We start from the raw sequence: 26601 nt of genomic DNA on the forward strand, positions 1-26601 counted from the left end.
CTTACCGCAGCACCGCGCCGTCAGGAATGCTCTGCGGCTCGTCGTGCTCCGCCAAGGAGACCTCCCCGACGCAGGAGACTCCTGCGCCGAACGACCAGTCGCCGCGCACGGTCAAGGACACCGTCTCCTTCAACGAAGGGGAACCGTGCGGGAAACGCTCCTCGAAGTCGGTGATCCGCCGGTAGTACCGGTCGTCCAGGTTCACGGTGGGGATGCACGCGCTGACCCGGGCGACAGTGCCATTCCCGGCGACCCGGTAGGCGTCCGAGCGCATCAACAGCAGATCGTTGGTGGTCTTCACCGGGAGGAAACGGGTGCGGTCGACCTCGATGGCCTGGGCGCCGTCGAAGATCTCCACGGCGGCCCCCATCGCGCTCTCGATCTGGTACACCTTCGGCGACGACGGGTCGGCAGGGTCGACCGTCTTGGCATTGCGGATCAGCGGCAGCCCCAGGACGCCGTCCCGGGAACGCAGCACGTCCAGAAGCTGTTCGAGGTCGAACCACAGGTTGTTGGTGTTGACGAAGGCGTGCACCTTCTCGTCGGTGAAATGGACCATGTCCTCGTCGGAGGTCTGCGCCGTCTCACGCAGGACGAGACGTCCGTCGGCCTTGCGGACGGCCAGGTGCCCGCCCTTGCGGTCGCCGACGGTGCGACGGCAGACCTCGGCGGCATAGGGCGCCCCGGAGGCGGCGAACCACCCGGCGATGCGGGGATCGGGGGTGGCGCCCAGGTTGTCCGAGTTGCTGACGGTGGCATAGCGGAAACCCATGTCGATGAGTTTCTCCAGGATGCCGGTGGCCAGCAGCGCCGTGTAGAGGTCGCCGTGTCCGGGCGGGCACCACTCGAGTTCGGGGTCGTCCGGCCAGGTGACGGGGGTGAGATCGTCGGCGCGCAGCTTGGGTTCGGAGTTCTGCACGAAGTCCAGGGGGAGCCCGTCGTAGGCGATGTCGGGGTGGGCCTTCATCGCTTCGAGGGTGTCCGCGCTGGTGCGGAAGCTGTTCATGAACAGCAGGGGTAGACGGGCGCCGTACTCCTGGCGGGCATGGCGTACCTGGGCGCAGATCAGGTCGAGGAAGCTGCGTCCGTCGCTGACCTCGAGCAGGGATTTCGCCCGGGACATCCCCATGGAGGTGGCCAGGCCGCCGTTGAGTTTGAGGACGACGGTGCGGTCCAGGGCGGCCCGGGCCTCGTGGTCGTCGATGTCGATATCGGTCAGATGCGGGGGGCGGGGGAGCGGGTCGATGCTGCTCTCGGGGATGAGGCCGGTGGCTCCGCCCTCGAGTTCTCGGTAGTAGTGGCTGAAGACGTCGATCGCTTCCTGGCAGATGCCCTCCCGGGCCATCTTGTCCTGCGCCTGTGCCAAGCCCTCTGCGCTCATACGGCCAGCTTATCTGGGGCACAGGGAGATCCCGGGTGGGAGCGCATGCTTAACAAGAGGTTTGCTGCTCAACTCAAAAGTTAATCCAGTGTTATGGAAGTCGGAAACAGATTGCTCTTGTCCTCAGCCACACCACAGCGCAACGTAGGGACATGACCAGCGCCGCGCAGCCCCAGAACCTGACCGACACACCAGGGTCCACCCTCCCCGGCGACCCCGGGGAGCCACACGAACCTGCCGCCGCGCCCGTCGAGACCCCCCTGCTGCGCACCATCCGCGAAGCCGTCATCGGCGACGACCTCGTGATGACCGGCCCCTACGGTCCCCGCCGGGTCACCTACGCCGACTACACCGCCTCCGGGCGGGCCCTGACCTTCATCGAAGATTTCGTCCGCGACGCCGTCCTGCCCTCCTACGCGAACACCCACACCGAATCCTCCGGCACCGGCCTGCAGACCACCCGCCTGCGCGAGGACGCCCGCCGCATCATCCACGAATGTGTCGGTGCCGACGACGGCGACGCCGTCATCTTCTGCGGAGCCGGGTCCACCGCCGCCATCGACAAGATGGTCGGCATCCTCGGCATCCGCATCCCCTCCGAACTCGACGACCGACACCGGCTCAGCGACCACATCCCCGCCGACCAACGCCCCGTGGTCTTCATCGGACCCTACGAACACCACTCCAACGAACTGCCCTGGCGGGAATCCACCGCCGATGTCATCGAGATCCGCGAGGACCGCGACGGACACATCGACCTCGAGGAGCTCGAAGCCCGGCTCGTCGAATACGCCGACCGACCGTTGAAGATCGGCTCCTTCTCCGCCGCCTCCAATGTCACCGGCATCGTCACCGATACCTGCGCCGTGGCCACCCTGCTGCACCGGCACGGCGCCCTCTCCTTCTGGGACTTCGCCGCAGCCGGGCCGTACATCGACATCGACATGCATCCCTGCCAGCAGACCTTCCCCGACGCCCACAAGGACGCCGTCTTCCTCTCCCCGCACAAGTTCGTCGGCGGCCCCAGCACCCCCGGCGTGCTCGTCGTCCGTCGCGAACTGTGCCGCAACCGGGTGCCCGATGTGCCCGGCGGCGGCACCGTCGCCTACGTCAACCCGGTCGACCACAGCTACCTGCCCGACGTGGTCCACCGCGAGGAAGGCGGCACCCCCGCCATCGTCGAATCGATCCGCGCCGGTCTCGTCTTCGACCTGAAACGGGCCGTCGGTGTCGACGTCATCCGCGCCTTCGAGGACCACTACCTGCGCCGTGCCGTCCGCTCCTGGACGAGCCACCCGCAGATCGAGATCCTCGGCAACCTCGACGCCGAACGCCTCTCGATCACCTCCTTCGTGGTGAAAGCACCCTCCGGGAAGTACCTCCACCACAACTTCGTGGTGGCTCTGCTCAACGACCTCTTCGGGATCCAGTCGCGCGGTGGCTGCTCGTGCGCCGGGCCGTACGGGCACCGGCTGCTCGGGATCGACCTGGAGCAGTCCAAGGAGTTCGAGGTGGAGATCACCGGCGGCTGCGAGGGCATCAAACCGGGCTGGGTGCGGGTCAACTTCAACTATTTCGTCTCCGAACGGGTCGTCGACTACGTCGTCCGGGCCGTGGAACTCGTCGCCGAAGAAGGATGGCGTCTGCTGCCCGACTACCGTTTCGACCCGGCCACCGGCCGGTGGCGCCACCAGGCCGGGCCGGTCGAGCCCCCGCTGCGACTGTCGATGCTCGACTGGGACGAAGGCCGCCTGACCTACCCGTCCTCCCATGTCACCGCCCCGGAACGTGCGCTGGCCGGGTATCTGGACGAGGCTCGGGAGATCTTCGCCGCGGCGGCCGCCGACCCGCACCGTGACCCGCAGACCTGGGGTGTGCCTGCGGCCTCGGCCGAATTCGAGCACCTGCGCTGGTTCGAACTGCCCGCAACCAGCCTGGATGAGTGAATCTGACTGGTACCAAATGGGATCCGACTACCGTGCGGTGTCATGCTGAGGCGATGACGACCGTCCTGTTGCAGATCGACTTCCCCTCCCAGGGCCCCTGGAAGGAGGAGATGTCCCAGGCCTACGCCGGGCTCGCCCGACAGATCGCGGACGAGCCCGGCCTGCTGTGGAAGATCTGGACGGAGGACGAAGCGCAAGGCATCGCCGGCGGCGTCTACCTCTTCACGGATCGCACCCACGCCCAGGACTATCTGACCCGGCACGAAGCCCGCCTGGCCGGATTCGGCGTCACCGATATCCGCGCCCGGATCCTCGACGTGAACTTCCCCCTGAGCGCACAGACCCAGGCCCCGGTGCGCTGAGGGCCCTCGAGCCCGCCCGCGCGTCGCCGCAGGACAGGTCGCCACTCATGTGAAAATCCGGAGAAATCAGACTTTTCCGGGAGTGTTCATGAGTGAGCTCAGGTCGGAGGAAACCAGCCCCAGGTGGTCCTGGCCACGACTCGACGGCGTCGAATCCACCCTCGGAGTCGTCATGGCCGTCACCACGATCCTGCTAGTGGTCGGGCTCCCACCGCTGTCCCGCACCGCCTTGACCGTCGTCCTCACCGGGGCGGCGAGCCTGCTCTGCCTCTACCTCGGCGTGAAAAAGGGCTATCGCGGCGACCGCGAACACACCCCCTACTACTTCGTCGGTGCCCTGGGCTGGGGCATCCTCTCGATGTCGATCTTCCTGAGCAGCCGCGCCGGCCACTGACCCGCCGCGCCGGGGTCGGCTCCGCCGACCGAGAGGACGAACGGATCAGCCGCGGAAAAAGACAGGAAACGCAGACCCGGAATGGCTAGCGTGAATCGACCACGAGGAGAGCCGATGAGCGACGGCAGCACCGAGGAACCGCCCGAGCCCGGAGACGCACCGACCCACTCGGACCACGAACTCGTCCGAGCCCGCGCCCTCCGCAAGAACTACGGCACCTTCGAAGCCGTCAAAGCCGTCGACATCACCGTCCGCCGCGGCGAACTCTTCGGCTTCCTCGGCCCCAACGGCGCCGGAAAATCCACGACCATGCGCATGATCGCCACCGTCAGCCCCCGCACCGGCGGCGACCTCAGCGTGCTCGGCCTCGACCCGGCGACCGACGGATCCCGGATCCGCGCCCGACTCGGCGTCTGCCCCCAGGAAGACACCCTCGACAAAGAACTGTCCGTCCGGGAGAACCTCACCGTCTTCGGACGATACTTCGGACTCTCCCGCTCCTACCTGCGAGAACGCGCCGACGAACTGCTCGACTTCGCCAATCTCACCGAGAAGGCCCAGCACATGGTCGACGAACTCTCCGGCGGGATGAAAAGGCGACTCACCATCGCCCGATCACTGGTCAACACCCCCGACCTGCTCCTCCTCGACGAACCCACCACCGGCCTCGACCCGCAGGCCCGACACCTGCTCTGGGACCAGCTCTACCGCCTGAAACACTCCGGAGTCACCCAGATCCTGACCACCCACTACATGGACGAAGCCGAACAACTGTGCGACCGGCTCGTCGTCATGGACGACGGCCGCATCGTCGCCGAAGGGTCACCGGCCGAACTCATCCGGGCCCACTCCACCCGGGAGGTCGTCGAAGCCCGGTTCGGAGTGATCACACCCCAGGAGATGGCGACGGTCGCCGCACGACTCGACGGCCTCGTCGACCGCGCCGAATTCCTCCCCGACCGGGTCCTGCTCTACACCGACGACGCCGACCACACCCTGTCCGCCGTGCACAGCCGGGTACGCGCCGAGACGACCTTGGCCCGCCGCTCCACCCTCGAAGACGTCTTCCTCCACCTCACCGGCCGGGCCCTGGTCGACTGACATGTCCGCCACCCCCGAGCTGCCGACACCCACCACCATCCCACCGGGACCCCCACCCGGACCGCCCGGCCACCTGACCCTCGTCGCCCGGCAGCTCGACTACTGGGCCACCGTGTACCGGCGCACCTGGCGCGGGTCGGTCGTCAACTCCTTCGTGACCCCGGTGCTCTATCTCACCGCGATGGGGGTCCTGCTGGGACGACTCGTCGACGGATCGGGCAGCACCGTCGGCGGAGCACCCTCGTACCTGCACTTCGTCGCACCGGGCATCCTCGCCGGGCACGCCATGCAACTGGCCACCGGCGAGGCGCTCTGGCCCGTCCTGGGCAAACTCAAATGGGACAAGACCTTCTTCGGGATGATCTCCACCCCGTTGCGGGCCGTCGACATCTTCGGCGCACACCTGGCCTTCATCACCTTCCGGGTCGCCACGGCCTGCGCCGTCTTCATGGCCGCCATGGTGCCCTTCGGGGTCTACCGCACCTGGTGGGGAGCCCTGCCCGTCCTCCTCACCCAACTGCTCATCGGCGTGGCCTTCGCGACACCCTTCTACGCCGTGGCCGTCTCCGCGCAGAACGAATCCCAGTTCTCGATGATGATGCGGCTCATCGTCATGCCGCTCTTCCTGTTCTCCGGGGCGTTCTTCCCGATCACGAACCTGATCGAACCCCTGCAATGGGTGGCCTGGGCGACCCCGCTGTGGCACGGCGTCGAACTGACCCGCATGTTCATGTCCGGCCCGGTGTCCTGGCCGGCAGCGGCCGGTCATGCCACCTATCTCGCGGTCCTGGCCGGCGCCGGAGCCTGGCTCTCGATGCGACGCCTGGAGAGGCGGCTCAGCTCATGAGAGCGTGGCATCTCGTCGGCCGACATGCCCTCTCCTACCGGCGCGCATGGTTCGTCTTCCTCAGCGGTTTCCTCGAGCCGGTGTTCTACCTGATGTCCATCGGTGTCGGCGTCGGAGCGATGATCCACGACGTCCAGGTCGGTGGAGAAGCCGTCCCGTACGCGGTCTTCGTCGCCCCGGCTATGCTGGCGGCCTCCGCGATGAACGGCGCGATCATGGATTCCACCTTCAACCTGTTCTTCCGGATGAGATACGACAAGTTGTACGAATCGGTGCTGACCACGCCTCTGACGGTGGGGGATATCGCTCTCGGCGAGCTCATCTGGTCGCTGTCGCGCGGTGGGATCTATGCCGCGGGTTTCCTCGGGCTGATGGCTGCGATGGGTCTGACCCTGTCGTGGTGGGCCTTCTTGGCCCTGCCGTCGGCGCTGCTCATCGGGTTCGCCTTCGCCGGCGTGGGCATGTGGGTGAGTTCCCGTGTGCGCAGCTGGCAGGACTTCGAATTCGTGAACCTGGCCCTGATGCCGATGATGCTCTTCTCCGGCACCTTCTTCCCCGTGGACGCCGTCTCCGGGCCGGTGCGCTGGGCCGTCGAGGTGACCCCGCTGTACCGGGGAGTGGTGCTCTGCCGGGAACTGACCATGGGGGTGCCCGGTTGGGCGAGCATCCTCTCGGTGGGATACCTGCTCGCGATGGGCAGCTGCGGGTTGTGGGGTGCACGGCGTCGACTCGCCCGGCTCCTCATGAAATGACGACGCCCGGGCCGGCGCGCCGGCCAACCGGTGGCCAGGCAAGCGCACCCGACCACCGGCCCCCGCAGGTCACCGCAGCGAGGCGCCCTTCGACGCGATCACATCGCGATACCAGCCGAAAGACTTCTTCCGGTACCGGGCCAGGGTGCCCGAACCGTCGTCGTGACGGTCCACGTAGATGAAGCCGTACCTCTTCGACAGCTCGGCGGTGGACGCGCTGACCAGGTCGATCGGCCCCCACGTGGTGTACCCGAGCAGGTGCACGCCGTCGGCGAGCGCTTCCCGGACCTGCACCAGGTGGTCGTTCAGATAGGCGATGCGGTAGTCGTCGACGACGGTTCTCACCCCGTCGACCTCGACCAGTTCGTCCTTCGCGCCGAGGCCGTTCTCCACGACGAACAAGGGTTTGCCCCACCGCTGCCAGTAGTCGTTCAACACGATGCGCAGTCCGACCGGGTCGATCTGCCATCCCCACTCGCTGGCCGGGATGGTCGGGTTGGGGACGCCGCCGATGATGTTGCCCTGGCCGCTCACCCGTTTGGCCGGATCCGCCGTCTCGCAGACCGACATGTAATAGCTGAAGGACACGAAGTCGACGGTGTGCTTCAGATCGGCCCGATCCTGTTCGGTGACGGCCAGCTCGACGCCCTCCTCGCGGAATCGGCGCAGCAGATAGCCCGGGTATTCGCCGCGGCAGTGCACGTCGGCGAAGGCGTAGTTGACCTCCTCGGCCTTCTTCGCCGCCAGGACGTCCCGCGGGTCGGGCGACAGCGGGTAGGTCGGCATGGCCAGGACCATGCAGCCGACCTGCGATCCGGGGATCATCTCGTGGGCCATCCGGGTGACCCGCGCCGAGGCGACCAGTTCGTGGTGGATCGCCTGGTAGAGGTCGGTCGGTGTCAGCTCGTCCTTCGGTGTCGGGATGCCACCGGACATGAAGGGTGCGTGCACCACCGAGTTGATCTCGTTGAAGGTCAACCAGTACTTCACCCGGTGGCCGTACCGGTCGAAGAGCACCCGGCAGTAGCGCTCGTAGAACTCCACGAGCCGGCGGTTCGTCCACCCGCCGTATTCACGGGCCAACGCCAGCGGCGTCTCGTAATGGCTGATGGTGACCAAGGGTTCGATGCCGTGCTTCTCCAGTTCGTCGAGCACCCGGTCGTAGAACGCCAATCCGGCCTCGTTCGGGGTCTGCTCGTCACCGCGGGGGAAGATCCGCGACCAGGCGATGGAGAACCGGAAGACGGTGAACCCCATCTCCGCGAACAGGGCGATGTCCTCGGCGTACCGGTGGTAGAAGTCGATCCCCGCCAGGGTGAGATTGTCCGGGGTCGGCGCTTCACTCGGCGGGCCGGCCAATCCGCCGTGCGGCATGACATCCCGGATCGACAGCCCCTTCCCGTCGACGTCGTAGGCGCCCTCGATCTGGTTGGCGGCGGTCGCGCCACCCCACAGGAAGTCGTCGGGGAAAACTGCCGGGTCGGACATCAGGTCTGCTCCTTCGCGGATGGGGTCGACCACCATCATCCGTCGGGAGTCTCCCCGCGGGGGAAGCGCCCGGCCGGTGTCCTGCGTCCGTCGCCGACGCACCCGGAAATCTCTGATCCCGGGAATGTCCGTGTCATCATCTATGGTCGGCAGGATGATCGCAGGTCAAGACAGGCCACGAGCCGAGGACACTCGATCGTCCCGGTGACGACGACGGTCACCGAACGGCTGCAGTCAGGTCACCAAGGCGTCACGATCACCGCCACGCGCTTGAGAGTGTCCGGAACCTGCGCTGATTCTGGTAGGAAAGACGACGCCCGACCGGCTGACGTCGACCACGGAGGAGTCCGAGATGAGCACGAGGTTCGACACTCACCAGGTGAGCACGAACACGGGAACACCGCGCACTCTGCGCCGCCCGGCCGCGACCAGGTTGAAGCGTGCCCTCGCCGTGGCCTGTCTCCCGCTGGTGGTGGCGTCCTGCGGCGGGCAGGAGAAGATGGCGAACACTGCTTCGACGTCGTCGATGACGTCCTCCTCGAGTGCTTCCTCCACATCGCCTTCCCTGCCGACGGTCGGCACCTCGACGAGCAGCACCCAGAAATGCAGCTTCGACGGTGCGTTGACCACACCCGGCGACACCGCCCTGTCGAAACTGACCGTCACCGGGGTGCGCACCGGCAAACAGGACTGCTTCGACCGGCTGGTCATCGACCTGTCCGGCGACGCCAGCAAGAAACCCGGCTACCAGGTCCGCTACGTCCCCCGCGTCCTCCAGGACGGCTCCGGGAAACCGGTGACCCTCCGCGGCGGAGCCTTCCTGACCGTCGGTGTCGGCGCAGCCTCCTACGACGCCTCCGCGCAGCCGACCTTCATCCCCGCCGACAAGAACGAACTGTCCGATGTCACCGGCTACGCCGCCTTCAAACAGGTCGCCTGGGCCGGGAGCTTCGAAGGCATGACCACCATCGGCATCGGCGTCCGCGAAGAACTGCCCTTCAACGTCCAGGTGATGGACGAAGGCGGCAAGGTCCGTCTCGTCATCGACGTCGCCCACCAGCGTTTCAGCTGACCGTCGCCACCGGCGACACGTCCCGCCCGGGCCGGACGGCAGCCACCTCACACGCCGGGGCGGGCCGTCAACACCAACGGGTCGCCCTTCGTGACCGCGATGGTGTGTTCCGAATGCGCGCCCCGCGAACCGTCGACGCTGCGCAGCGTCCACCCGTCCGGATCCGTCACCACCTGGGCGGTGCTGTGCAACAGCCACGGCTCCAAGGCGAGCACCAACCCCGGACGCAAGGTGATCCCCTGACCGCGGAAACCGTTGTTCGGCACGTGCGGTTCCTGATGCATCGTCCGCCCCACCCCGTGCCCCCCGAACTTCAGATTCACCGCATACCCGGCCAGGCGGCACACCGACCCGATCGCCGCGGACACATCCCCCAACCGGTTCCCCGGCCGGGCCGCAGCGATCCCCGCAGCCAAGGCCTCCTCCGTGGTCGCGATCAACCGTCGGTCCTGCGCCCGCGCCGTCCCCACGATCACACTGCGCGCCGAATCGCTCACCCACCCGTCGACCGACACCGCGAAATCCAGGCTGAGCAGGTCGCCGTCCCGCAAGGCGTAGTCGTGCGGCAGCCCGTGCAGGACGGCATCGTTCACCGACGTGCAGATGACATGACCGAAGGGCGAACCACCGAAGGACGGGTGATAGTCCAGATAACAACTGGTCGCACCCCGCTCCCGGATGGCCTCGTGCGCCCAGGCGTCGATCTCCAACAGATTGGTGCCCACCTCCACCCGGGAACACAGGTCGTCCAACACCTGCGCGACGAACTCCCCGGCCGGGCGCATCTGCTCGATTTCCTTCGGTGAACGACGGTAAGCCACTCGGCTGCCCTCCAGCGTCGACGAACTACGGATGACCGGGGACCTCGCGCCGCCGGACCGCGCCCCCGCGCGGCCACCGCACCGGCCCCACCCCGCCGTACACCGGGCGCACCCGGCAGGACAGCGCACCGGACCCCACCGATCACCGTAACGGACGCCCGGGCTCCCCGGGCGGAGGGCCACCGCACCGTACGCTGACCGCGACCGGCCGCACCCCAGGCGAAGGAGCCCCACCGTGTCCGACGACCGTGACAGCCCCGGCGAGGAAGTCCGCGCCGCCGTCACGGCCGCCCACGCCGCCGGCCTGATCCGTGCCCCCGCCGCCGTCGTCGACCTCGACGCCTTCACCGCCAACGCCCACCTCCTCCGGGCCTGCGCCGGGGACCGCCCGATCCGGATCGCCAGCAAATCGATACGTTGCCGGCCGCTCCTCGAACGAGCCCTGGCCTTCCCCGGTTTCGCCGGAGTGATGGCCTTCTCCCCGGCCGAGGCCCTCTGGCTCGCCGACCACCCCGACAGCCGGTTCGACGACATCCTCGTCGCCTACCCGAACCCGGAACGGACGGCCTGGGCCGCACTGACCTCCTCGGCCGGAGCCGCCGAACGGATCACCGTGATGATCGACGACGACACCCAACTGGGTGACACCACCGACGCCACGACACCGATCCGGATCTGCCTCGACGTCGACGCCTCCCTGCGCATCGGCCCGGCGCACCTGGGCGCCCGACGCTCACCGTTACGCACCCCGGAACAGGCCGCCGCCCTCGCCCGCCGGCTAGCGACCCGCCCAGGATGCCGCGTGACCGGGCTGATGTTCTACGACGCCCAGATCGCCGGCCTGCCGGACCGGTCCGCACCGGTCCGGATGATGAAGGCCCTGTCCGACCGCGACCTGCGCCGACGACGCAGCGACGTGGTCGCAGCAGTCGCCGCCGAACTGGACCGGCTCGGCGCACCCCCGCTACGCCTGGTCAACGGCGGCGGCTCGGGCAGCCTGCGGACGACCGGAACCGACCCCTGCCTGACCGAGCTCGCCGCCGGGTCCGGACTGTACGCACCGACAGCCTTCGACGGCTACCGGGGATGGACGCCCCGCCCGGCGTTATTCCTGGTCACCCCGGTGGTGCGCCGTCCCGCGCCGCGCATGGTGACGGTCTTCGGCGGGGGATATGTCGCCTCGGGCCAGGCAGGGCACTCGCGGCTGCCGCGTCCGGTGTGGCCGTCGGGGTTGCGGTTGACGGCGGCGGAGGGTGCGGGTGAGGTGCAGACGCCCTTGCGGGTGGCGCGGGGCGGCCGGGTTCCGCGGGTGGGTGAGCTGGTGTGGTGGCGTCCCACCAAGGCGGGTGAGCCGTTGGAGCGTTTCGACCGGGTGTTCCTGGTCGGGGGTGGGCGGGTGTGCGCTACGGCGGCGACCTATCGGGGTGAAGGGTGTGCCTTCGGGTGACCGGGTGTCGTCCTCTCCGGGGGATCGGTGGGTGCCGTTCGGCGCTCGGGTGTTTCGTCGGAGGTGTCCGGTGCCCGGGGTGTGTTTGCGTCGGGGGTGGGCCGGGAACCACCGGGCGGTGCCCGTTGGTTGGAGCGGTGCGGTGGAGGTCCTGTCTTCAGCAGGCCGGGGTGTGTCCGGTCTGTCGCCGTGGACGAGGTGCGCCGGTTGCCGGGTGGCCGGGCCTGGATGAGGAGGTACGGGGATGATGCGTGGTCCGATGTCGGTCGACGGCCTGGCCGAGGAGGATGTGCCGCCGGTGGACGGGACGGTGGCATGGCGGAATTGGGCGGGCACGGTGGAGGCCTTCCCTGTCCGGCGGGTGTCGGTGCGGGACGAGGACGAGGTCGTCGCGGTGCTGCGTGGCGCGGTGGAGGAGGGTTTGCGGGTCAAGGCGGTCGGTGCGGGGCATTCGTTCACCGGGGCGGCGTACACCGACGGTGTATTGGTCGATCTGTCCGCGTTGGCGGGTCTGCGGGGGGTGGTGGCGGATGGTGCGGGGGCGCGGGTGCGGGTCGGTGCGGGGACGACTTTGCGCGAGTTGAATGTCCTGCTCGACGAGTCCGGTCTGGCGGTGCCGAATCTGGGTGATATCGACGCGCAGACGATCGCGGGGGCGATCAGTACCGGCACTCATGGCACGGGGGCGACCTTCGGGGGTCTGTCCTCGTTCGTGACGGCATTGCGTGTGGTGACTGCCGACGGGCGGGTGTCCTGGTGTTCTCGGGCGGAGGATCCGGAGTTGTTCGCTGCGGCCGGTGTGGGTCTGGGGGCTTTCGGCGTGGTCGTCGAGGTCGAGTTGGCGTGTGTGCCGGCTTTTCGGGTGCGGGCGGTGGAGTCGCCGGAGAGGCTGTCGGAGTTGCTTCCGCGGTTGGACGAGGTGATGACGGAGCATGATCATGTCGAGTTCTTCTGGTTCCCGTACACGGATTCGTGTCTGGTGAAGCGGCATGACCGGTTGCCGCCGGAGGATTCTTCGGGGGTTCCGTTGCCGGAGTGGCGCCGGTTGTGGGCCGATGACGTGGTCGACAACAGGTTGTTCGCGGCGGCGAATCGGGCGGTGGTCCTGCGTCCGTCGTGGGTGCCGACGGTGAATCAGGTGGGTGCGAAGGTGATTTCCCGGCGGGAGTACACGGATGTCTCTCATCGGGTGTTCGTCTCGCCGCGGACGGTGCGTTTCCGGGAGAGCGAGTATGCGGTGCCTCGTGACGCGGTGGGGGAGGCTTTGGTTTTCCTGCGGGACTGGTTCGAGCGGACGGGTGAGCCGGTGACCTTTCCGTTGGAGGTGCGTTATACCGCGGCGGATGATCTGTGGTTGTCGACGGCGTCGGGCCGGGATACGGCGTATATCGCGGTGCATCAGTACGTGGGGCAGGACCATACCCGGGTGTTCCGGGTTTTCGAGGATGTGATGGACCGGTGTGACGGGCGGCCGCATTGGGGCAAGCTGCACCGGTTGACGGCGGATCGTTTGGCGGCCTTGTATCCGCGGTTCGGTGATGCGTTGCGGGTGCGGGATCGGGTGGATCCGGGTCGGCTCTTCGCGAATCCGTATCTGGATCGGGTGTTGGGGGAGTGATGTCCGGCGGGGGGCACGGCTCGGGCCGGTTGGAGTCGGCCAAGGTGGCGACGAGTCTTGTCTTTGCGCTGAACGGGTGGACTTTTGCGACGTGGGCGGGGCGTATCCCGACTCTTCGGGAGGATCTCGGGCTGTCTCCGGGGCAGTTGGGTCTGGTCATGTTGGTCGGTTCGGCGGGTTCGCTGTTGGGTTTGCCTTTTGCCGGGCGTCTGGTGGGTCGTTTCGGGGCTGCGTGGGCGGTGCGGACGGGGGCGGCGCTCAGCTTGTCCTCGCTGATGGGGGTGGGTTTCACGGCGGGGGTGCTTCATTCGGTTCCGGTGACGGCGGTGCCTTTGTTCCTGTCGATGTTGGGTATCGGGATCTGGGATGTCTCGATGAATATCGAGGGTGCGGCGGTCGAGCATCATCTGGGGCGGACGATCATGCCGCGGTATCACGCGGCGTTCAGCTTGGGGACGGTGTTCTCGGCGTTGCTCTCGTCGGGGTTGACGGCTGCGGGGGTGCCGATCGTCGTGCATTTCTGGGTGGTTTCGCCGTTGATCTTTTTCGCGGTGGCCTGGTGTGTCCGGGCTTTTCTGCCGCGGGCGCAGGAGGCCGACGAGGCGGGTGTCGGGCAGGTGGGGGGTGTGTCGCCGGCGGTGGATCCTCCGGCGGGTGGGTCGGCGTGGTGTGAGCCGCGGACTCTTCTGATCGGTGTGGTCACCATGGTGGCGGCGTTCACCGAGGGTGCGGCGAATGACTGGTTGTCGGTGGCTTTCATCGATGGTTATCGCTTGCCGCAGTGGGCGGGGGTGTTGGGTTTTGCGGTCTTCTTGGGTTTCATGACGGCGGGGCGTTGGTTCGGGGCGCCGTTGTTGGACCGGTACGGGCGGGTGCCGGTGTTGCGTGCGTTGTTCGTCCTTGCCGGGGTGGGGTCGTTGTTGGTGGTCTTCGGGACGGCTTCTTGGGCTTATCTGGGGGCGGCGGTGTGGGGTGTGGGGGTTTCGTTGGGTTTTCCGGTGGGGATGAGTGCGGCTGCGGATGATCCGGGGCGGGCGGCGGCTCGGATGAGTGTGGTGTCGACGGTGGCGTACGGGGCTTTTCTGATGGGGCCGCCGGGGTTGGGGTGGTTGGGTGATCATGTCGGCGTATTGCGGTCGTTGGGTGTGGTGTCGGCGTTGTTGCTCTGTGCGTTGGTGGCGCTTCCGGTGGTGGGGGAGCGTCCTCGTGGGGTGTCTGGGAGGGGCGGTGGCGAGCCGGGGGTATAGCGTGAATTTCGGTGGTAATGAGTGTTTTTCGTGTTTCATGCGGGTTGATCACCGGTCGTGCCGGCTTCTGTGGCTGGACGCAATGTCCAGCTCCCCGCAGCGACACGCTGAATCGCTGGACAAAGTGCACAATCTGCTTACGTAACAGTGGACGCAATGCCATGATGAGCGGCATTGAGGTACGCGAAGTGCCCGAAAAATCGTCGCTCGTCCACTCGTCAGGAGGCCGTGATGTCACCCATACGTACCCAGGCCGCTGAGCCCTACCGGATCAAGACCGTCGAACCCCTCACGATGACCACCCGCGCCCAACGCGAACAGGCCATCAAGGACGCGGGGTACAACACCTTCCTGCTGCCCTCGAAGCTCTGCTACATCGACCTGCTCACCGACTCGGGCACCTCGGCGATGAGCGACCAGCAGTGGGCGCACATGATGGTCGGCGACGAGGCCTACGCCGGCGCCAAGTCCTTCGACCTGTTGAAGGACACCGTCGAGGAGGTCTACGGCTTCCCGTACGTCGTGCCCACCCACCAGGGGCGCGGCGCCGAACACCTGATCAGCCGCATCCTCATCAAGCCGGGCATGCACGTGCCGGGCAACATGTACTTCACCACGACCCGTCTGCACCAGGAGATGGCCGGGGCGACCTTCCACGACGTCATCATCGACGAAGCCCACGACCCGACCGCCGCCCACCCCTTCAAGGGCAATGTCGACCTCGCCAAGTTCCAGAAACTGATCGACGAGGTCGGCGCCGACAAGATCGCCTACATCAACGTCGCCCTCACCGTGAACCTGGCCGGCGGGCAGCCGGTCTCCATGGAGAACATCCGCGCCATCCGCAAGATGTGCGACGACAACAAGATCATCATGTGGTCCGATGCGACCCGCCTCGCCGAGAACGCCTACTTCATCCAGGAACGCGAAGAGGGCTACGCCGACAAGTCCTGCGCCGAGATCGTCAAGGAGCAGCTGTCCTATTTCGACGGGCTCACCATGTCCGGCAAGAAGGACTGCCTGGTCAACATCGGTGGCTTCCTCGCCATGCGCGACGAGAAGATCCTGATCGCCGCCCGCGAACTCGTCGTCGTCTTCGAAGGCATGCCCTCGTACGGCGGTCTGGCCGGCCGGGACCTCGAAGCGATGGCCATCGGTCTGCGCGAGGCCGTCGACGACCACTATCTGGCCCACCGCATCGGCCAGGTCCGCTACCTCGGCGAGCGGCTCCTCGAAGCCGGGATCCCGATCGTGGAACCCATCGGCGGGCACGCGGTCTTCCTCGACGCCCGTCGTTTCCTGCCGCACGTCCCCCAGGACGAGTACCCGGCGCAGGCGCTGGCCGCCGAGCTGTACGTCGAGTCCGGGGTGCGCTCGATGGAACGGGGCAATGTGTCCTCCGGGCGCGGCCCCGACGGCAAGGACCGATTCCCCGCATTGGAGCTGGTCCGGTTGACGATCCCGCGTCGGGTCTACACCGACCGGCACATGGACGTCGTCGCCGACGCCGTCATCGAGTGCTACAAGAACCGCGAGCACATCACCGGCCTGAAATTCGTCTACGAGTCGCCGACGCTGCGTTTCTTCACCTCGCGCTTCGAGCCGCTGGCGGCCTCGGTCGTCGCCGAGCGCGTCGACGCGATGGCAGGCCAGGTACCGCAGACGAACCCGGGGCAACTCGTCCCCTGACGTCCTCCCCGGCCGTGGGGCCCGAGCCTGCAGCGGACTGTGTTCCGCTGTAGGCTCGGGCCCTTCGTCGTGCGCGACACCACGAGCAGTCCACCCTTTCGACCGAACCCACCGAATCAGGTGAACCCGCATGACCCTGTGGCTCCTGCTACCGCTGACCGCCGTCGTCGCCCTGGGCCGGACCATGTACCTCCTGCCCTCTCGCACCGCTGACACCATCCCGCTCGGCGTCCGCGTCCCGAACACCCACACCGGTCACCAAGTCATCCGCGACGCCATCGCGACCTACCGACGCCGAGTCCTCGTCATCACCGCCCTCACGACAGTGCTGGTGGCCGCCGTCTCCGCCGCCCTCGACCGCGCCGGAGGACAGCTGCGCCCCACCGGGGTAGGCGTCCTCGCCCTCGGCGCCATCGTGCTCATGACCGTGGCCGCCGGCGTCACCATGAGCCGCTGCGCCGCGCCGATCCGCCACGCCAAGGACGAACAAGGCTGGTACGACAGCGTCCACGTCGGCCTGGTCGCCTCCCCCGACCCAGAGGAACCTTCTTCCGACGTGCCCTGGGCATGGCATGCAGCCGCAGCACTGATCCTCGCCGGAACAGCCGCCTACGGTGCCACGACCTACGACTCGATGCCGGCCGCCGTCGTCACCCACACAGGCATGGACGGCCCGGACTCGTGGGCCGACAAGAGCTTCTGGTCGGTGTTCTCCCCGCTCCTGCTCGGTGCGGCACTCGCGGGGATGATGCTCGCCTTCGCGGTACCCCTGGCCCGCCGCCCGCTGCCGCCCCTGCCCGCGGGCGACATCGAACGGGCACGCGCCATCGCCCGCGCCAAGGCGGGCGCCACCCAGAAAGGGCTGGCGTTGAGCGCAGTGTCCGCTGCCGCCGTCTTCTCCCTCTTGAGCATCGGCACGTGGACCGAGGCCGCCTGGACGACACCGGCGGTGCTGCTGACGGCGATGGGCAGCACCCCGGTCATCCTGATCACCATCATGCTGAGTCACCCGCTCGCCCACGAGAACACGCCGCGCGCGCAGGGTGCGGGTGGCCCTGAGTCGCCGGACGGCGACAGGTACTGGAAGTGGGGTTTTTACAACAACCCTGACGATCCCCGCATCATGGTCGACGGCCGGACGGGTCTGGGCAGTGACCTCAACCTTGGCCATCCGTTCGGTCGTCTCATCACCATCGCCGGTGTCGCTGTGCTCGTCGGTGGTGTGGCCTTGCCGATTCTGGCCTGGCTCGGCGGGTGACCTTGTTCGTGTCGCTGCGTTGACATTCTTCCGACGGGGCGGGCCCGGCCGTGTCTTTGCACGGCCGGGCCCGGTTCATGGTCGGTTCGGGTCGGGGGTCACAACCCGAAGGTGTTCCACAGTGTGGCGGAGGCCGTCGAGGCGAAGAACGAGGGGTGTTCGGCCTGTCCGCAGAACTTGCCCCAGGAGACGATGCCGATCTGGTAGAGGCGGCCGGCGTGTTTGCGGACCAGCGGGCCGCCGCTGTCGGCGAAGCAGGCGCCTTTACCGGCGGCTCCGCCGCACAGGTCGGTGTCTGCGTTGAACTCGTGGCCGCCGGCTTCGGCGCATTTCGCGGTCGGATGCAGCGGAATGGTGACCTTGCGCAGCGTCTCGGGGGTCTCTCGCCCGCCGGAGGGGTTGGTGGTTCCCCAACCGATCACGGTCGCCTGCCCGGATGTGGTCAGGTGGGTCGCTCCTCGCGGGGGAAGTGCCACCGGTGTGATCTCGTGGACGGGTTCGCTCAGCCGCAGGATCGCCGCGTCGTGTCCTACGACTTCGCCGTACCGGGGGTGCACGATGATCTCGGCTCGGCCGTCGACTGACTTGATCCCGCGGGTGATTCCTTGGGAGGTGTCGGACAGGGTCGTCCGTCCGATGACCACGCTCAGGCCTTCGGCGGATCCGCCGACTCGGGAGCTGACGCAGTGGGCTGCGGTCAACACGGTGTTCGCGTCGATGAGTGATCCTCCGCAGAAGTGCCGGTCTCCGTCCTGGATGGACACCATGAAGGGGAACTCGTTTTCCTGGGCTTCGACGCCACCGATGATCTTCGGTGACGGCTTCTCCTCGACCGGTGACGAAGCGCGGGCGGCGCCGGGTGCGAGCAGTCCGCTCACGAGCATCGTCGCTGCCGCCACACTCAGGATTCGGCCGGTTCGGTTGGACATGGACATGTGTTGGAGCTCCCCTCGGGTGGGTGACGCATCTACGGATGCGATCAGAGTAGGGACGTGCGAGGTCGTCCCGGTCGGGAACAGTCCGGATGTTGTCCTTCTTTGCCGAGGCCAGACCAGGGCTTGGGGGCAGCTATATCCGGCGACCCGGTCTGGTGTCGGGCTAGCCTGGGTGCGAAGGGGATTCCTCCGCAGGGCCAGGGAGAGCAGATGACTGATGCGCGCGTGGGCAGGTCGACTACCGGAGCACGGCCGGGGGTGACCTTCGTCGTGTGTGCCGCTGTGGTGCTGGTAGGGGCGGCCGGGTGCTCGTCCGGGGACGGCATGTCATCGTCCGGGGGGTCGGTCACTTCGCGGAGCGCGTCGCAGGGTGTCTCGTCGAGGGCGGGCGGGAGCAGCGGGAGGACTCTGGAGGCGGAGGCTTTCGACAAGGCTGCGCAGGCTCCGGGGACGGTGCTTCTCGACGTGCGTACTCCGCAGGAGTACACGCAGGGACACCTGCCGGGGGCCCGCAATATCGATATCGCTGCCGCTGATTTCCGTCAGCAGCTCGAGGGCCTGGACCGGAAGGTCCCTTACGCCGTGTACTGCCGGTCGGCCAATCGTTCCGCTCAGGCGATGAAGATCATGAAGGATCAGGGGTTCGTCGACGTCTACCACCTCGGTGGGGGAGTCGTCGGCTGGCAGAATTCCGGACGGAAGCTCGTCACCGGTTGAGTGCTGCTGCCGCCCCGAGGGTTTCGTCGGGGCGGCAGGTTCGTTCAGGCGCGGTCGCCCAGGGCGACGATGTGTTCGGGCAGGCGGGCGTTGTCGCCGTACATGAAGTGGTTGTTCATGCGTTCGGAGAATCGGCTGGCCTCGGTCGTCCGGCCGACGGCTTCGGCGACCTGACGGATGAGCATCGGCGAGGCGCCGCAGCATACGCCCAGGTAGCGGACGTCCATGCCGTAGGCGAGCCGGGCGAAGGCGTCGATCTCGTACCGGTTGGTCGACAGCGGGTCGAGCGCGGTGGGGAAGGCCCGTCCGTGGGGGGAGGGGACGGTGGCGGCCGGGTCGGACAGATTGAAGAAGGTGGGTTCTTCCTCGGTCGTGCGGTAGGGGATCGGCAGCGCGGCGACATGGCAGCTGACGGCTTCGCGGATCTGTTGGAGCCAGGGCAGCATCGTCCGCGGTCCGCGGAAGCAGTTGAGTCCGACGACCTGGGCGCCGCCCTGTTCGAGTCGTCGGGCACTGTCGACGATGCCGACGTCGTCGGACATCCGGTTGCCGGCCATGGGGGCGAGGGTCATCACGACGGGGAGTCCGCTGGCGGCGGCCACTTCGAGGGCGACCTCTGCTTCGCCGGCGTAGTAGAAGGTCTCGCCGATGATGAGGTCGGCGCCTTCGTCGACGGCCCAGCCGACCATCTCCTCGAACATGCCGCGGACCTCGGCCTGTCGTTCCGGGTCGGCGGGATCCCAGATGTTGGTGTTGGAGATATTGCCGGCCATGAGGTCGCCGGGGCGGGCGTCGGCGACCTGCCGGGCGATCTGCAGGGCGGCCCGGTTCAACGGTTCGAGCAGGTCTTCCTTGCCGATGACCCGCATCTTCTCGCGGTGGCCGTTGTAGGTGAAGGCTTCGACGATGTCCGAGCCTGCACGTTGGAAGTCGGTGTGCAGGGTGCGTAGGGCGTCGGGGTTCTCCAGGGCGACTTCGGGGACGAATTCACCGGCGGTGAGATATCCGCGTCGTTCCAGTTCGAAGAGGAATCCTTCGGCGCAGATCACCGGTCCGGTGTCGAGGCGTTCGGTCAGGTCGTGTCGGTCGCTCATGCTGCTCTCCTCGGCAACGATGGTCGTTGCCTCCCCGGGGAGAGAAACCTGTGCCCGGGTCCGGTGAGGGACGCGGTGTGCGGTGGACATGATCCGTCGGGCGGATGTGTGTCGTCATGGCCAGGCCATCTCTCGTGGTTCGGCATCTGTGTGACGGCGCAGGCGGTCTCCTGACTTCCGGATCGAACGCTCGCCTCGGCCTTCCCGAATCTGGATGATTCAGTGGCATCGTCGAGGCGGAGCTCTCCGGTCACAGTGGCGAGGACCGTGTCGGGCTTGCACCGACTTCCCGTTTCTGCACCGAGCCAGCAGTATATGGCCTGCTGCGAGCCAGTTCGTCCACGCAGGAAAGGGATTCGCAAACGGGGGTGGGTTCGTCGAAGGCCGACGAGGCTGCCCTCGGTCAGCGCTCGGTCGGCGCTCGGTGACAAGGGCGGCGAGAACGGCCGGTGAGCGCACCTTCCCAGAAGAACCGCGCAGCTAAGGTTACCCTTACCACCTGTCCGGGGAGAGGTGCCCCGGACGCCTCAGCTGGCGTGGCACCTCACGATCTCGACCGACATGCGATGAGGACCTCCACGAGGCCTCTTCCACCACACTGCGATGACTTCGAGGGAACGTTATGGCCATTGACAAAAACACAGAGCCGCGCCCGTTGTTCGGCAACGCCGTCGGTTCCACTCTCGTCACCGCGTTGTACGCGCGCGCCTTCGGCGCGCAGATGTTCGACGTGCCGGAGTGGGAAGATCCTCAGGCGTTGCAGGCATGGCAGGCTCTGGCGCCGTTGGCCGCGGAGCAGGGCATCGACCTGGAGAGCCTGGTCCTGAAAGAGGACGTCAACGTCGTGGGCACCATCCGTCGCTCCCAGGCACTGGACAGCCGGGTATGCGAGTTCGTCGCGGCGCATCCAGGAGCGCAGATCGTCACGCTCGGAGTGGGGTTGTGCAATCGTGCTTCTCGGCTCGCCGACCTGGACGCGGAATGGGTGGGGGTCGACTTCCCTGCGGTGGTCGACCTGCGTCGTCGGTTGCTTCCCGAGGATGCGACCCGGCTCGTGGCGGGGTCGGCCACAGATCGGCCATGGTTGTCCGAGATCGACCCCACCCGGCCGGCGGTCTTCGTCGCCGAGGGATTCCTCATGTATCTCGATCGGGCGCGGGTCACCCAGCTCCTGGTCCGGATCAGCGACCGGATGTGTGCCCCTGTGCGAGTCGTCGCCGACATGCATCACAGTCTTTTCGTCCTGCCCACCTCGCCGATCACGGGTAGGACGGGTGCCGATTACCACTTCGGGGTGAGCAGCCCGCAGGCGTTCGCCGAACTGTCCCCTGGGTGGAGTCTCGTGGGTGCCGACGACACGATGGCACCGATCAAACCTTCGTCCGCGCGGATCTCCCGGGTGTTCGCCCTGGCCACCAAGGGGATGGCTTTCGGCGTCGTCACGATCGAGAACGACAGGTAGTCGCGCCGCCCCCGCCGATGTCGTCGGTGGCGAGGACCGTGTCGAGCTTGCACCGACTTCCCGTTTCTGCGCCGAAGCCACCGAGCTGAGGGCGTCCCGTGGTGCAGATCGCTTGCGGGTGAAGGTTTTTCTGATGAACGTGCCCGCCTCGCCGGGGTATGGGCGAGGCGGGCACGTGCCTTGTGGGCCGTCGGGGACGGGGTCAGCCGTCCTGCTTCGGCCGCGGGTGCGGGCGGCTCTTAGAAGCCGAGGCCTTCCCGGACCAGTTCCGATGCGGTGGAGGTGTAGAAGCCGGGGTTGTCCTTCTGTGCGCAGCCTCTACCCCAGGACACGATGCCGATCTGGTAGAGGCGTCCGTCGACCTTGCGCATGATGGGGCCGCCGCTGTCGCCACGGCAGGAGTCCTTGCCTTCGACGCCGGCGCAGAAGTCGGTCTCCGAGTTGTAGTCGGTGCCGCCGGCCCGGGCGCAGAAGGCCGGGCTCTGGATCGGGACGTTGACTTTGAGGAGACGGTCGGGGTACTTCGGCGGCCAGGACGGGCGGGTGGTGCCCCAGCCGACGACGGTGGCTATCGAGCCGGGCTTGTACAGGGCGGTCGATCCTGGCTCGGGCAGGGTGGCCGGGGTGATGTCGTTCACCGGCTTGTCCAGGTGGATGAGGGCGGCGTCGAAGCCGGACTGCTGGCCGTACGACGGGTGCAGTCTGATGTCGGGTGCGTCGTCGGTGAAGCGGACTTTCCGTTCGACGCCCTGGGTCTTGTCGGACAGGACGGTGCGTCCGATGACCAGCGTCATCTTCTTGGCGCTCTCGGCGGTTTCGTCGTTCACGCAGTGGGCTGCGGTGAGCACGGTGGTGGAGTCGATGAGTGAGCCACCACAGAAGGGCTTTCCGCTGGTCTGGAGGGAGACGATGAAGGGGAATTCGCCGTCTTTCGCGGGGGTTCCGCCGATGATGAGCGTCGAGCTGTCGGCTTCACCGCTCGGTGGGGCGGCGAAGGCCGTGCTTGAGGCGAGTGTGCCCCCGATCATAGTTACAGCTGCGGCCATGCCCAGGAAGCGGCCGATAGGCCTGGAAGTAGACATGTGCTGGAACTCCGATCTACTGAATGACTACGGACGCGAAGATCATGATCATTAATGATTCTGATTGTCACGATCTGCAGCCGATTCCTTGACGTTCTTTACCCATATCGGGCGAGTCTTTGAGTTCGGCGGTATATTGCATGACTCGCTGAAAATATACAGGGTTGATCGGATGCCCGTTTCGCGGAAGCTTCGGGTGGTCAGATGGTTCATCTCGAGGGTATAAGGGTTTTACGGGGCCCCGACCAGGCCTTTTGCGGGTGATATGCGCTGCTGATCAAACGTATGGATACATATTCTCCACTATTCCTGATATGTATCTATTCGATCTCGGGCCTCTGTCTCTGTGTCGATTTCATTCAGGAATGAATGGGTATTCATCTGATGTATTCAACGCCCGTCCTTCGGGGTGAAACTCAGAAATGTGGATGGCCTGGCCGGGGTCATACCGGGTTCTGGGTCAGCGGCCCAGGCCTTTCCAGATGGCTTCCGATGTGGTGGAGGTGTAGAACCCGGGGTATTGCTTCATCCCGCAGCGCAGACCCCAGGAGACGACGCCGACCTGGTAGATACGGCCGTTGTGCTTGCGGATGAGGGGCCCGCCGCTGTCGTGCTTGCCGGAACCGCGCCCGGCCGCTCCGGCGCACAGGTCGGTGCCCGGGTTGTACTTGTTGTCACTGACCTTGGTGCAGACGGCATGCGACTGGACGACGATGTCCGTCTGGCGGAGGCGGTCGGGGAGAACGAGTGGCTCCTTCTCCCGGGTGGTGCCCCACCCCAGGAGGGCGACGGTGCTTCCCGGTGACCCGGTTCGACAAAGGCACTGCCTTTCTCGCCTTGCGGCGGCAGCTTGTCCTGGTGACGGGTGTTGTTCTGCGTCTTGGACGAAGTACGCCTGTGGTGGGTCGACCGGACCATCGACCCACCACAGGAAGAGAATGCAGTGTCTCCGAGGAGACTCAACTCATGTCAAAGTGTGTTCGAAGAATCGACCTTGTAGACCAGAGATACCTTGTTGGCGGTGATGACCTTGTTCTCGACGATCCTCTGGCCCAGGATGTCGACGGTGGGGTTCTTGATGGTCCCGTTTTCGTGTTCATTGGTCACATAAGACAGGTGAAGAGTTGCGGGGCTGCTCGAGCTCAAGAAAATCGGGCGGCTGGGACGGCAAAAGGCCAAGTTCCCTTCAGTCTCGAAGCAGGCCATAGGGGTCTTAATGCCGTTTTGCACAACAAAGGACCTGGGTCCATTTATTTTCAAAAATTTACTGTCAACGGCAACGGCGGCGCGTACAAAGGGGATCTCTTTGCCCTCCTCGGCGCTCAACACAATTCGCTGGAACTTCATCCCATAAGGGGAACCAATATGAAGTTTGGCATCTTCTTCCGTCTTCCAGCCAGCGCGTAACCCAAGTGAGACTGCGGGGCGGACGGAATCTGTGGCCTCAGTGGGAGGATTGGCGGCAGCGCTGCTGAGGTGGGTGGCCAGGTCGACAATGGTCTCCACCAGCTGGTAGACCAAGAGACCGAAGTCAACAGCTTCGCCGACCACCGGAATTGCCTGTGCTGCGAGCAGTCCTGCGAGCGAGATCGACTGTACGACAATCTCTTCGGTGTTTTCGTGCTTGATGCCGTCTGCGATTCCCAAGGCTTGGCCGAGGCCAGGAACCACGCTCAACGTCGCGGCAGTCTTGGTCAATGCGTCTGCTTTGGGGTCGGTGAAAGCCTGTGCGACTGCGACCCCCCCATGCTGCGGTCGAGGCTGCTGCACCAACTTTTCCAGAAGCTCGGGCACCTTTCAACGCTGAGAATGACTCATGTTCAAGGAGTGCATTGTGAAGCGCTGTTGTCTTTTCGACGCTAGGGGCCTCGCCGCGCTGGTGGTGGGTAGAAAGCTTGTCCATAAATTCTTTATCAGCATGCACCTTTTTGGTGAGGGCGTCTGCTTTTTCCCGAACATTCTTCCAGTTGATTTTTGAGAGGCATATCTTCCCCGGGCTTCGTTTGGCACGCACCGCTGAGGTGCTTGGGCAATTCGCCATATTCATGTAGCTGTTCATGGCATCTTGGCCGCGCTTACCAAGGTTATCAAACCTGACCTCCGTCTCTACTGAGAGTTGCTCAGCATCCTTCCAGTTGTGGATGAACTCGGAGTCCTCGGTGCCATCGGCAAAGGGCATTTTTAATACCACTCTATTTGCGCCATCCCCGTATTTTTCAAGGAATGATTTATCATTGAGCTGATCGATGAGGGGCTTTGCTGAATCGAGCCCTAATTTCCCTTTCAGTTCCGCTGCTGAGAGTGATTTAACGGCAAGAATCCTGGTTTTTCCTGGATAGGTGACCCTCACAACTCCGCCAGCTTTACCGCTAAGGACGCTTTCGTCACTGACTGTATATCCTGCCGCTGCATGCTTATTATCGGTGGTGTAGAAGCCTTTCCAATCCGGATCATTATTTCCCTGGGATCCTTTTTCGGGCTTTTTGATTCCGGTTAGAACCGCATTGAAAGATTCAGGCTTTGCTCCGTGATAAGACGTGAAACTGTCGACAGTCGTCGACTGGTCTTTCAGTACGACGTCATTCGCATATGCGGCGGGGAGCGCGACCAGGTGCGCGACGGCCATCAGACTGAGGGCGGTCAGGCCGGCAGCCGGCTTGAGGGCTTTTTTCATCGTCTGTTCTTTCTGTGTCAGGTGGAATGCGCCGCGAAATGGGCGCGATGAAATGGACCTACGGCGTCGCCGGGGTGCTGTCGGCGTGAAGGGCACGCGTAGGTGGGGGAGCTGGTGCGGTAAATCGCCCGTGGTCGATGTGTGCGACCGTTCTTGGCGGGCGGGGGATGCCTCAAGAAAAGGGCATCAAAAAATGGCGGGTCCTCCGGTGCTGAGAGGGCAGTGTGTCCATGCCCAGGAGATTTCTCCAGGGCAGGCGTCAGCGCGTCATGGCGACCCGCCATGGCTGGTGACGGTCTCGCGTAAGGCTCCCCTTCCTGTATATATGCATCATATATTCCGCAGCATGGAGGATAGCACCCCGAATGAGGGAAAAGACAACAGGGCAAAAGCCGCTAAAGTGGGCGAATCGATGCTTGATTTCTCAACTGTCGCGCCATATGGGACTCATCGGCCGAAGTGAATAATCCAGGCATCATCGGCAAATAAGGAATTCTTGATGAAAAGAATCTCGCCGACATTACGGAGAGGAGTCCGTCTGCCCGGTGGGAGCGATCGGCATCTGGATGGCGCCAGCGGGGGAAAGGCGGGTTCTGGCGCTCCCGCCTGGTCACTCCGCCCGCCCTGAGATATCGGAAAAGAAAAGGCGCGACTTTTCGGAGGGCGCGCTGAAAAGTGCCCCATTTTCGGTACAGAAAAAGGCGACAGGAAATCTGCCGCAGCATGAGATCCAGGAAGGACGGCCGTCCCGTCCCATCGCGGGCGGTGGAGAGAACCCGCCACCGCGGCGGCGAGGGCGGCGATCTTCAAGCATCCGCCGGAAGTAGTGGAATTCGGGCCCTGACCCGTCGAAGAGGGAGATGTGGCGGGACGCGACAGCGACAGAACAGCATTCGGAGACCGGCACGGTGGGTCACGCGGTGGCTCCCCGTTCCGTGACCGTGGGCGGCCGATCCGGAGCTCTCGGCGCGCGGGGATCGCCGTGGGTGACCTATCTCCTCAATCTGGCGATTTGCCCTCGCCGAGCAGATTTTGCAGGATTAAAGAGGAGTACTCGCGTCATCGTCCGTCCAAGGGAAGCCCCACGGACCTGCCGCGCCGCTCCGGTGGTCCTTTCCTGCTCTCCCTGTTCCCTGCACAACTGGCGTCACCGGTCGACAGACCGGATCCCCCGGGCGCTTTCACCCCTGGAATCCCGGCCGCGGCCGGGCACA

General features: G+C 65.8%; 22 protein-coding genes, 1 pseudogene and 1 riboswitch. Of the genes and pseudogenes, 14 read left to right on the forward strand and 9 right to left on the reverse strand.

The features are described 5' to 3' along the window. Position 1: 1 nt before the first annotated feature. On the reverse strand, positions 2 to 1381 hold the full coding sequence (locus tag AUCHE_RS14710; protein WP_006504123.1) for a UTP--glucose-1-phosphate uridylyltransferase: 1380 nt from the start codon (positions 1379 to 1381) through the stop codon (positions 2 to 4). Between the two features lie 152 nt (positions 1382 to 1533). On the opposite strand from AUCHE_RS14710, the gene AUCHE_RS14715 reads away from it, so the two are divergent. The 6 genes from AUCHE_RS14715 (at position 1534) to AUCHE_RS14740 (ending at position 6783) form a co-directional block, all read left to right on the forward strand. Next, positions 1534 to 3327, forward strand: a complete 1794-nt coding sequence (locus AUCHE_RS14715) for an aminotransferase class V-fold PLP-dependent enzyme (RefSeq protein WP_006504124.1) — start codon at positions 1534 to 1536, stop codon at positions 3325 to 3327. A 53-nt stretch (positions 3328 to 3380) separates the two neighbouring features. Then, entirely contained in the window at positions 3381 to 3689 is a 309-nt protein-coding gene (locus AUCHE_RS14720) for a monooxygenase (RefSeq protein WP_006504125.1), read from the forward strand. 88 nt (positions 3690 to 3777) lie between these two features. Next, positions 3778 to 4083: a hypothetical protein gene (locus AUCHE_RS14725; RefSeq protein ID WP_074788573.1), complete on the forward strand. Its 306-nt coding sequence runs from the start codon at positions 3778 to 3780 to the stop codon at positions 4081 to 4083. A 114-nt stretch (positions 4084 to 4197) separates the two neighbouring features. Continuing rightward, positions 4198 to 5184: an ABC transporter ATP-binding protein gene (locus AUCHE_RS14730; protein ID WP_006504127.1), complete on the forward strand. Its 987-nt coding sequence runs from the start codon at positions 4198 to 4200 to the stop codon at positions 5182 to 5184. Between the two features lies 1 nt (position 5185). Further along, positions 5186 to 6031: an ABC transporter permease gene (locus tag AUCHE_RS14735; protein ID WP_006504128.1), complete on the forward strand. Its 846-nt coding sequence runs from the start codon at positions 5186 to 5188 to the stop codon at positions 6029 to 6031. Next, positions 6028 to 6783 (forward strand): ABC transporter permease, encoded by a 756-nt coding sequence (locus AUCHE_RS14740; RefSeq protein ID WP_006504129.1) that lies wholly within the window; start codon positions 6028 to 6030, stop codon positions 6781 to 6783. The genes AUCHE_RS14735 and AUCHE_RS14740 overlap by 4 nt, the downstream gene beginning before the upstream one ends. A gap of 69 nt (positions 6784 to 6852) precedes the next feature. Here the strand turns inward: AUCHE_RS14740 and AUCHE_RS14745 are convergent, their stop codons facing one another. Next, entirely contained in the window at positions 6853 to 8310 is a 1458-nt protein-coding gene (locus AUCHE_RS14745; protein WP_281242677.1) for a glycoside hydrolase family 1 protein, read from the reverse strand. Between the two features lie 313 nt (positions 8311 to 8623). Here AUCHE_RS14745 and AUCHE_RS16845 point away from each other — a divergent pair, with 313 nt between their 5' ends. Next, positions 8624 to 9343 (forward strand): AMIN-like domain-containing (lipo)protein, encoded by a 720-nt coding sequence (locus tag AUCHE_RS16845; protein ID WP_143115264.1) that lies wholly within the window; start codon positions 8624 to 8626, stop codon positions 9341 to 9343. Between the two features lie 47 nt (positions 9344 to 9390). On the opposite strand, the gene map is transcribed toward AUCHE_RS16845, so the two are convergent. Beyond that, complete coding sequence (map, locus tag AUCHE_RS14760) at positions 9391 to 10164, reverse strand: type I methionyl aminopeptidase (protein WP_006504132.1); 774 nt, start codon at positions 10162 to 10164, stop codon at positions 9391 to 9393. 235 nt (positions 10165 to 10399) lie between these two features. On the opposite strand from map, the gene AUCHE_RS14765 reads away from it, so the two are divergent. From AUCHE_RS14765 to AUCHE_RS14785, 5 genes are all read left to right on the forward strand, one after another. Then, positions 10400 to 11611: an alanine racemase gene (locus tag AUCHE_RS14765; RefSeq protein WP_006504133.1), complete on the forward strand. Its 1212-nt coding sequence runs from the start codon at positions 10400 to 10402 to the stop codon at positions 11609 to 11611. Between the two features lie 310 nt (positions 11612 to 11921). Beyond that, complete coding sequence (locus tag AUCHE_RS14770; protein WP_006504134.1) at positions 11922 to 13229, forward strand: D-arabinono-1,4-lactone oxidase; 1308 nt, start codon at positions 11922 to 11924, stop codon at positions 13227 to 13229. Then, on the forward strand, positions 13229 to 14476 hold the full coding sequence (locus AUCHE_RS14775) for an MFS transporter (RefSeq protein WP_040322857.1): 1248 nt from the start codon (positions 13229 to 13231) through the stop codon (positions 14474 to 14476). Before AUCHE_RS14770 ends, AUCHE_RS14775 begins: the two co-directional genes overlap by 1 nt. Positions 14477 to 14707: 231 nt before the next feature. Then, complete coding sequence (locus AUCHE_RS14780; protein WP_006504136.1) at positions 14708 to 16165, forward strand: tyrosine phenol-lyase; 1458 nt, start codon at positions 14708 to 14710, stop codon at positions 16163 to 16165. 130 nt (positions 16166 to 16295) lie between these two features. Further along, positions 16296 to 17423: a DUF1648 domain-containing protein gene (locus AUCHE_RS14785; RefSeq protein WP_006504137.1), complete on the forward strand. Its 1128-nt coding sequence runs from the start codon at positions 16296 to 16298 to the stop codon at positions 17421 to 17423. A 98-nt stretch (positions 17424 to 17521) separates the two neighbouring features. On the opposite strand, the gene AUCHE_RS14790 is transcribed toward AUCHE_RS14785, so the two are convergent. Beyond that, positions 17522 to 18358: a S1 family peptidase gene (locus AUCHE_RS14790; RefSeq protein ID WP_006504138.1), complete on the reverse strand. Its 837-nt coding sequence runs from the start codon at positions 18356 to 18358 to the stop codon at positions 17522 to 17524. 210 nt (positions 18359 to 18568) lie between these two features. Here AUCHE_RS14790 and AUCHE_RS15945 point away from each other — a divergent pair, with 210 nt between their 5' ends. After that, complete coding sequence (locus tag AUCHE_RS15945; protein WP_006504139.1) at positions 18569 to 19075, forward strand: rhodanese-like domain-containing protein; 507 nt, start codon at positions 18569 to 18571, stop codon at positions 19073 to 19075. A gap of 44 nt (positions 19076 to 19119) precedes the next feature. On the opposite strand, the gene AUCHE_RS14800 is transcribed toward AUCHE_RS15945, so the two are convergent. After that, positions 19120 to 20169 carry a homocysteine S-methyltransferase family protein gene (locus AUCHE_RS14800; protein WP_006504140.1) on the reverse strand — a complete coding sequence of 350 codons (1050 nt, stop codon included), beginning with the start codon at positions 20167 to 20169 and terminating at the stop codon, positions 19120 to 19122. A 144-nt stretch (positions 20170 to 20313) separates the two neighbouring features. Further along, positions 20314 to 20508, reverse strand: a riboswitch (cobalamin riboswitch). A gap of 283 nt (positions 20509 to 20791) precedes the next feature. On the opposite strand from AUCHE_RS14800, the gene AUCHE_RS15950 reads away from it, so the two are divergent. Continuing rightward, positions 20792 to 21631: a class I SAM-dependent methyltransferase gene (locus AUCHE_RS15950; RefSeq protein ID WP_006504141.1), complete on the forward strand. Its 840-nt coding sequence runs from the start codon at positions 20792 to 20794 to the stop codon at positions 21629 to 21631. A 239-nt stretch (positions 21632 to 21870) separates the two neighbouring features. On the opposite strand, the gene AUCHE_RS14810 is transcribed toward AUCHE_RS15950, so the two are convergent. From AUCHE_RS14810 to AUCHE_RS17635, 4 genes and pseudogenes are all read right to left on the reverse strand, one after another. After that, positions 21871 to 22713 (reverse strand): S1 family peptidase, encoded by an 843-nt coding sequence (locus AUCHE_RS14810; RefSeq protein WP_006504142.1) that lies wholly within the window; start codon positions 22711 to 22713, stop codon positions 21871 to 21873. 460 nt (positions 22714 to 23173) lie between these two features. Continuing rightward, a complete protein-coding gene (locus AUCHE_RS17965; protein ID WP_081578267.1) occupies positions 23174 to 23653 on the reverse strand; it encodes a trypsin-like serine protease in 480 nt (159 codons plus the stop codon). Between the two features lie 29 nt (positions 23654 to 23682). Then, entirely contained in the window at positions 23683 to 24507 is an 825-nt protein-coding gene (locus tag AUCHE_RS14820) for a hypothetical protein (RefSeq protein ID WP_040322835.1), read from the reverse strand. A gap of 253 nt (positions 24508 to 24760) precedes the next feature. Then, positions 24761 to 25387 (reverse strand): annotated as a pseudogene (locus tag AUCHE_RS17635) (diphtheria toxin); the annotation flags it as partial. Between the last annotated feature and the right edge of the window lie 1214 nt (positions 25388 to 26601).

It is taken from the genome of Austwickia chelonae NBRC 105200, assembly GCF_000298175.1.
Lineage (GTDB): Bacteria > Actinomycetota > Actinomycetes > Actinomycetales > Dermatophilaceae > Austwickia > Austwickia chelonae.

Bases quoted from the DNA above. Each gene is read 5' to 3' on its own strand.
- AUCHE_RS14710 (WP_006504123.1), bottom strand. From the start codon at position 1,381: ATGAGCGCAGAGGGCTTGGCACAGGCGCAGGACAAGATGGCCCGGGAG.
- AUCHE_RS15950 (WP_006504141.1), top strand. From the start codon at position 20,792: ATGGCCATTGACAAAAACACAGAGCCGCGCCCGTTGTTCGGCAACGCC.
- AUCHE_RS14790 (WP_006504138.1), bottom strand. From the start codon at position 18,358: ATGTCCATGTCCAACCGAACCGGCCGAATCCTGAGTGTGGCGGCAGCG.
- AUCHE_RS14715 (WP_006504124.1), top strand. From the start codon at position 1,534: ATGACCAGCGCCGCGCAGCCCCAGAACCTGACCGACACACCAGGGTCC.
- AUCHE_RS14785 (WP_006504137.1), top strand. From the start codon at position 16,296: ATGACCCTGTGGCTCCTGCTACCGCTGACCGCCGTCGTCGCCCTGGGC.
- AUCHE_RS14800 (WP_006504140.1), bottom strand. From the start codon at position 20,169: ATGAGCGACCGACACGACCTGACCGAACGCCTCGACACCGGACCGGTG.
- AUCHE_RS16845 (WP_143115264.1), top strand. From the start codon at position 8,624: ATGAGCACGAGGTTCGACACTCACCAGGTGAGCACGAACACGGGAACA.
- AUCHE_RS15945 (WP_006504139.1), top strand. From the start codon at position 18,569: ATGACTGATGCGCGCGTGGGCAGGTCGACTACCGGAGCACGGCCGGGG.
- AUCHE_RS14745 (WP_281242677.1), bottom strand. From the start codon at position 8,310: ATGATGGTGGTCGACCCCATCCGCGAAGGAGCAGACCTGATGTCCGAC.
- AUCHE_RS14720 (WP_006504125.1), top strand. From the start codon at position 3,381: ATGACGACCGTCCTGTTGCAGATCGACTTCCCCTCCCAGGGCCCCTGG.
- AUCHE_RS14730 (WP_006504127.1), top strand. From the start codon at position 4,198: ATGAGCGACGGCAGCACCGAGGAACCGCCCGAGCCCGGAGACGCACCG.
- AUCHE_RS14810 (WP_006504142.1), bottom strand. From the start codon at position 22,713: ATGTCTACTTCCAGGCCTATCGGCCGCTTCCTGGGCATGGCCGCAGCT.
- AUCHE_RS14775 (WP_040322857.1), top strand. From the start codon at position 13,229: ATGTCCGGCGGGGGGCACGGCTCGGGCCGGTTGGAGTCGGCCAAGGTG.
- AUCHE_RS14780 (WP_006504136.1), top strand. From the start codon at position 14,708: ATGTCACCCATACGTACCCAGGCCGCTGAGCCCTACCGGATCAAGACC.
- AUCHE_RS14740 (WP_006504129.1), top strand. From the start codon at position 6,028: ATGAGAGCGTGGCATCTCGTCGGCCGACATGCCCTCTCCTACCGGCGC.
- AUCHE_RS14725 (WP_074788573.1), top strand. From the start codon at position 3,778: ATGAGTGAGCTCAGGTCGGAGGAAACCAGCCCCAGGTGGTCCTGGCCA.
- AUCHE_RS14735 (WP_006504128.1), top strand. From the start codon at position 5,186: ATGTCCGCCACCCCCGAGCTGCCGACACCCACCACCATCCCACCGGGA.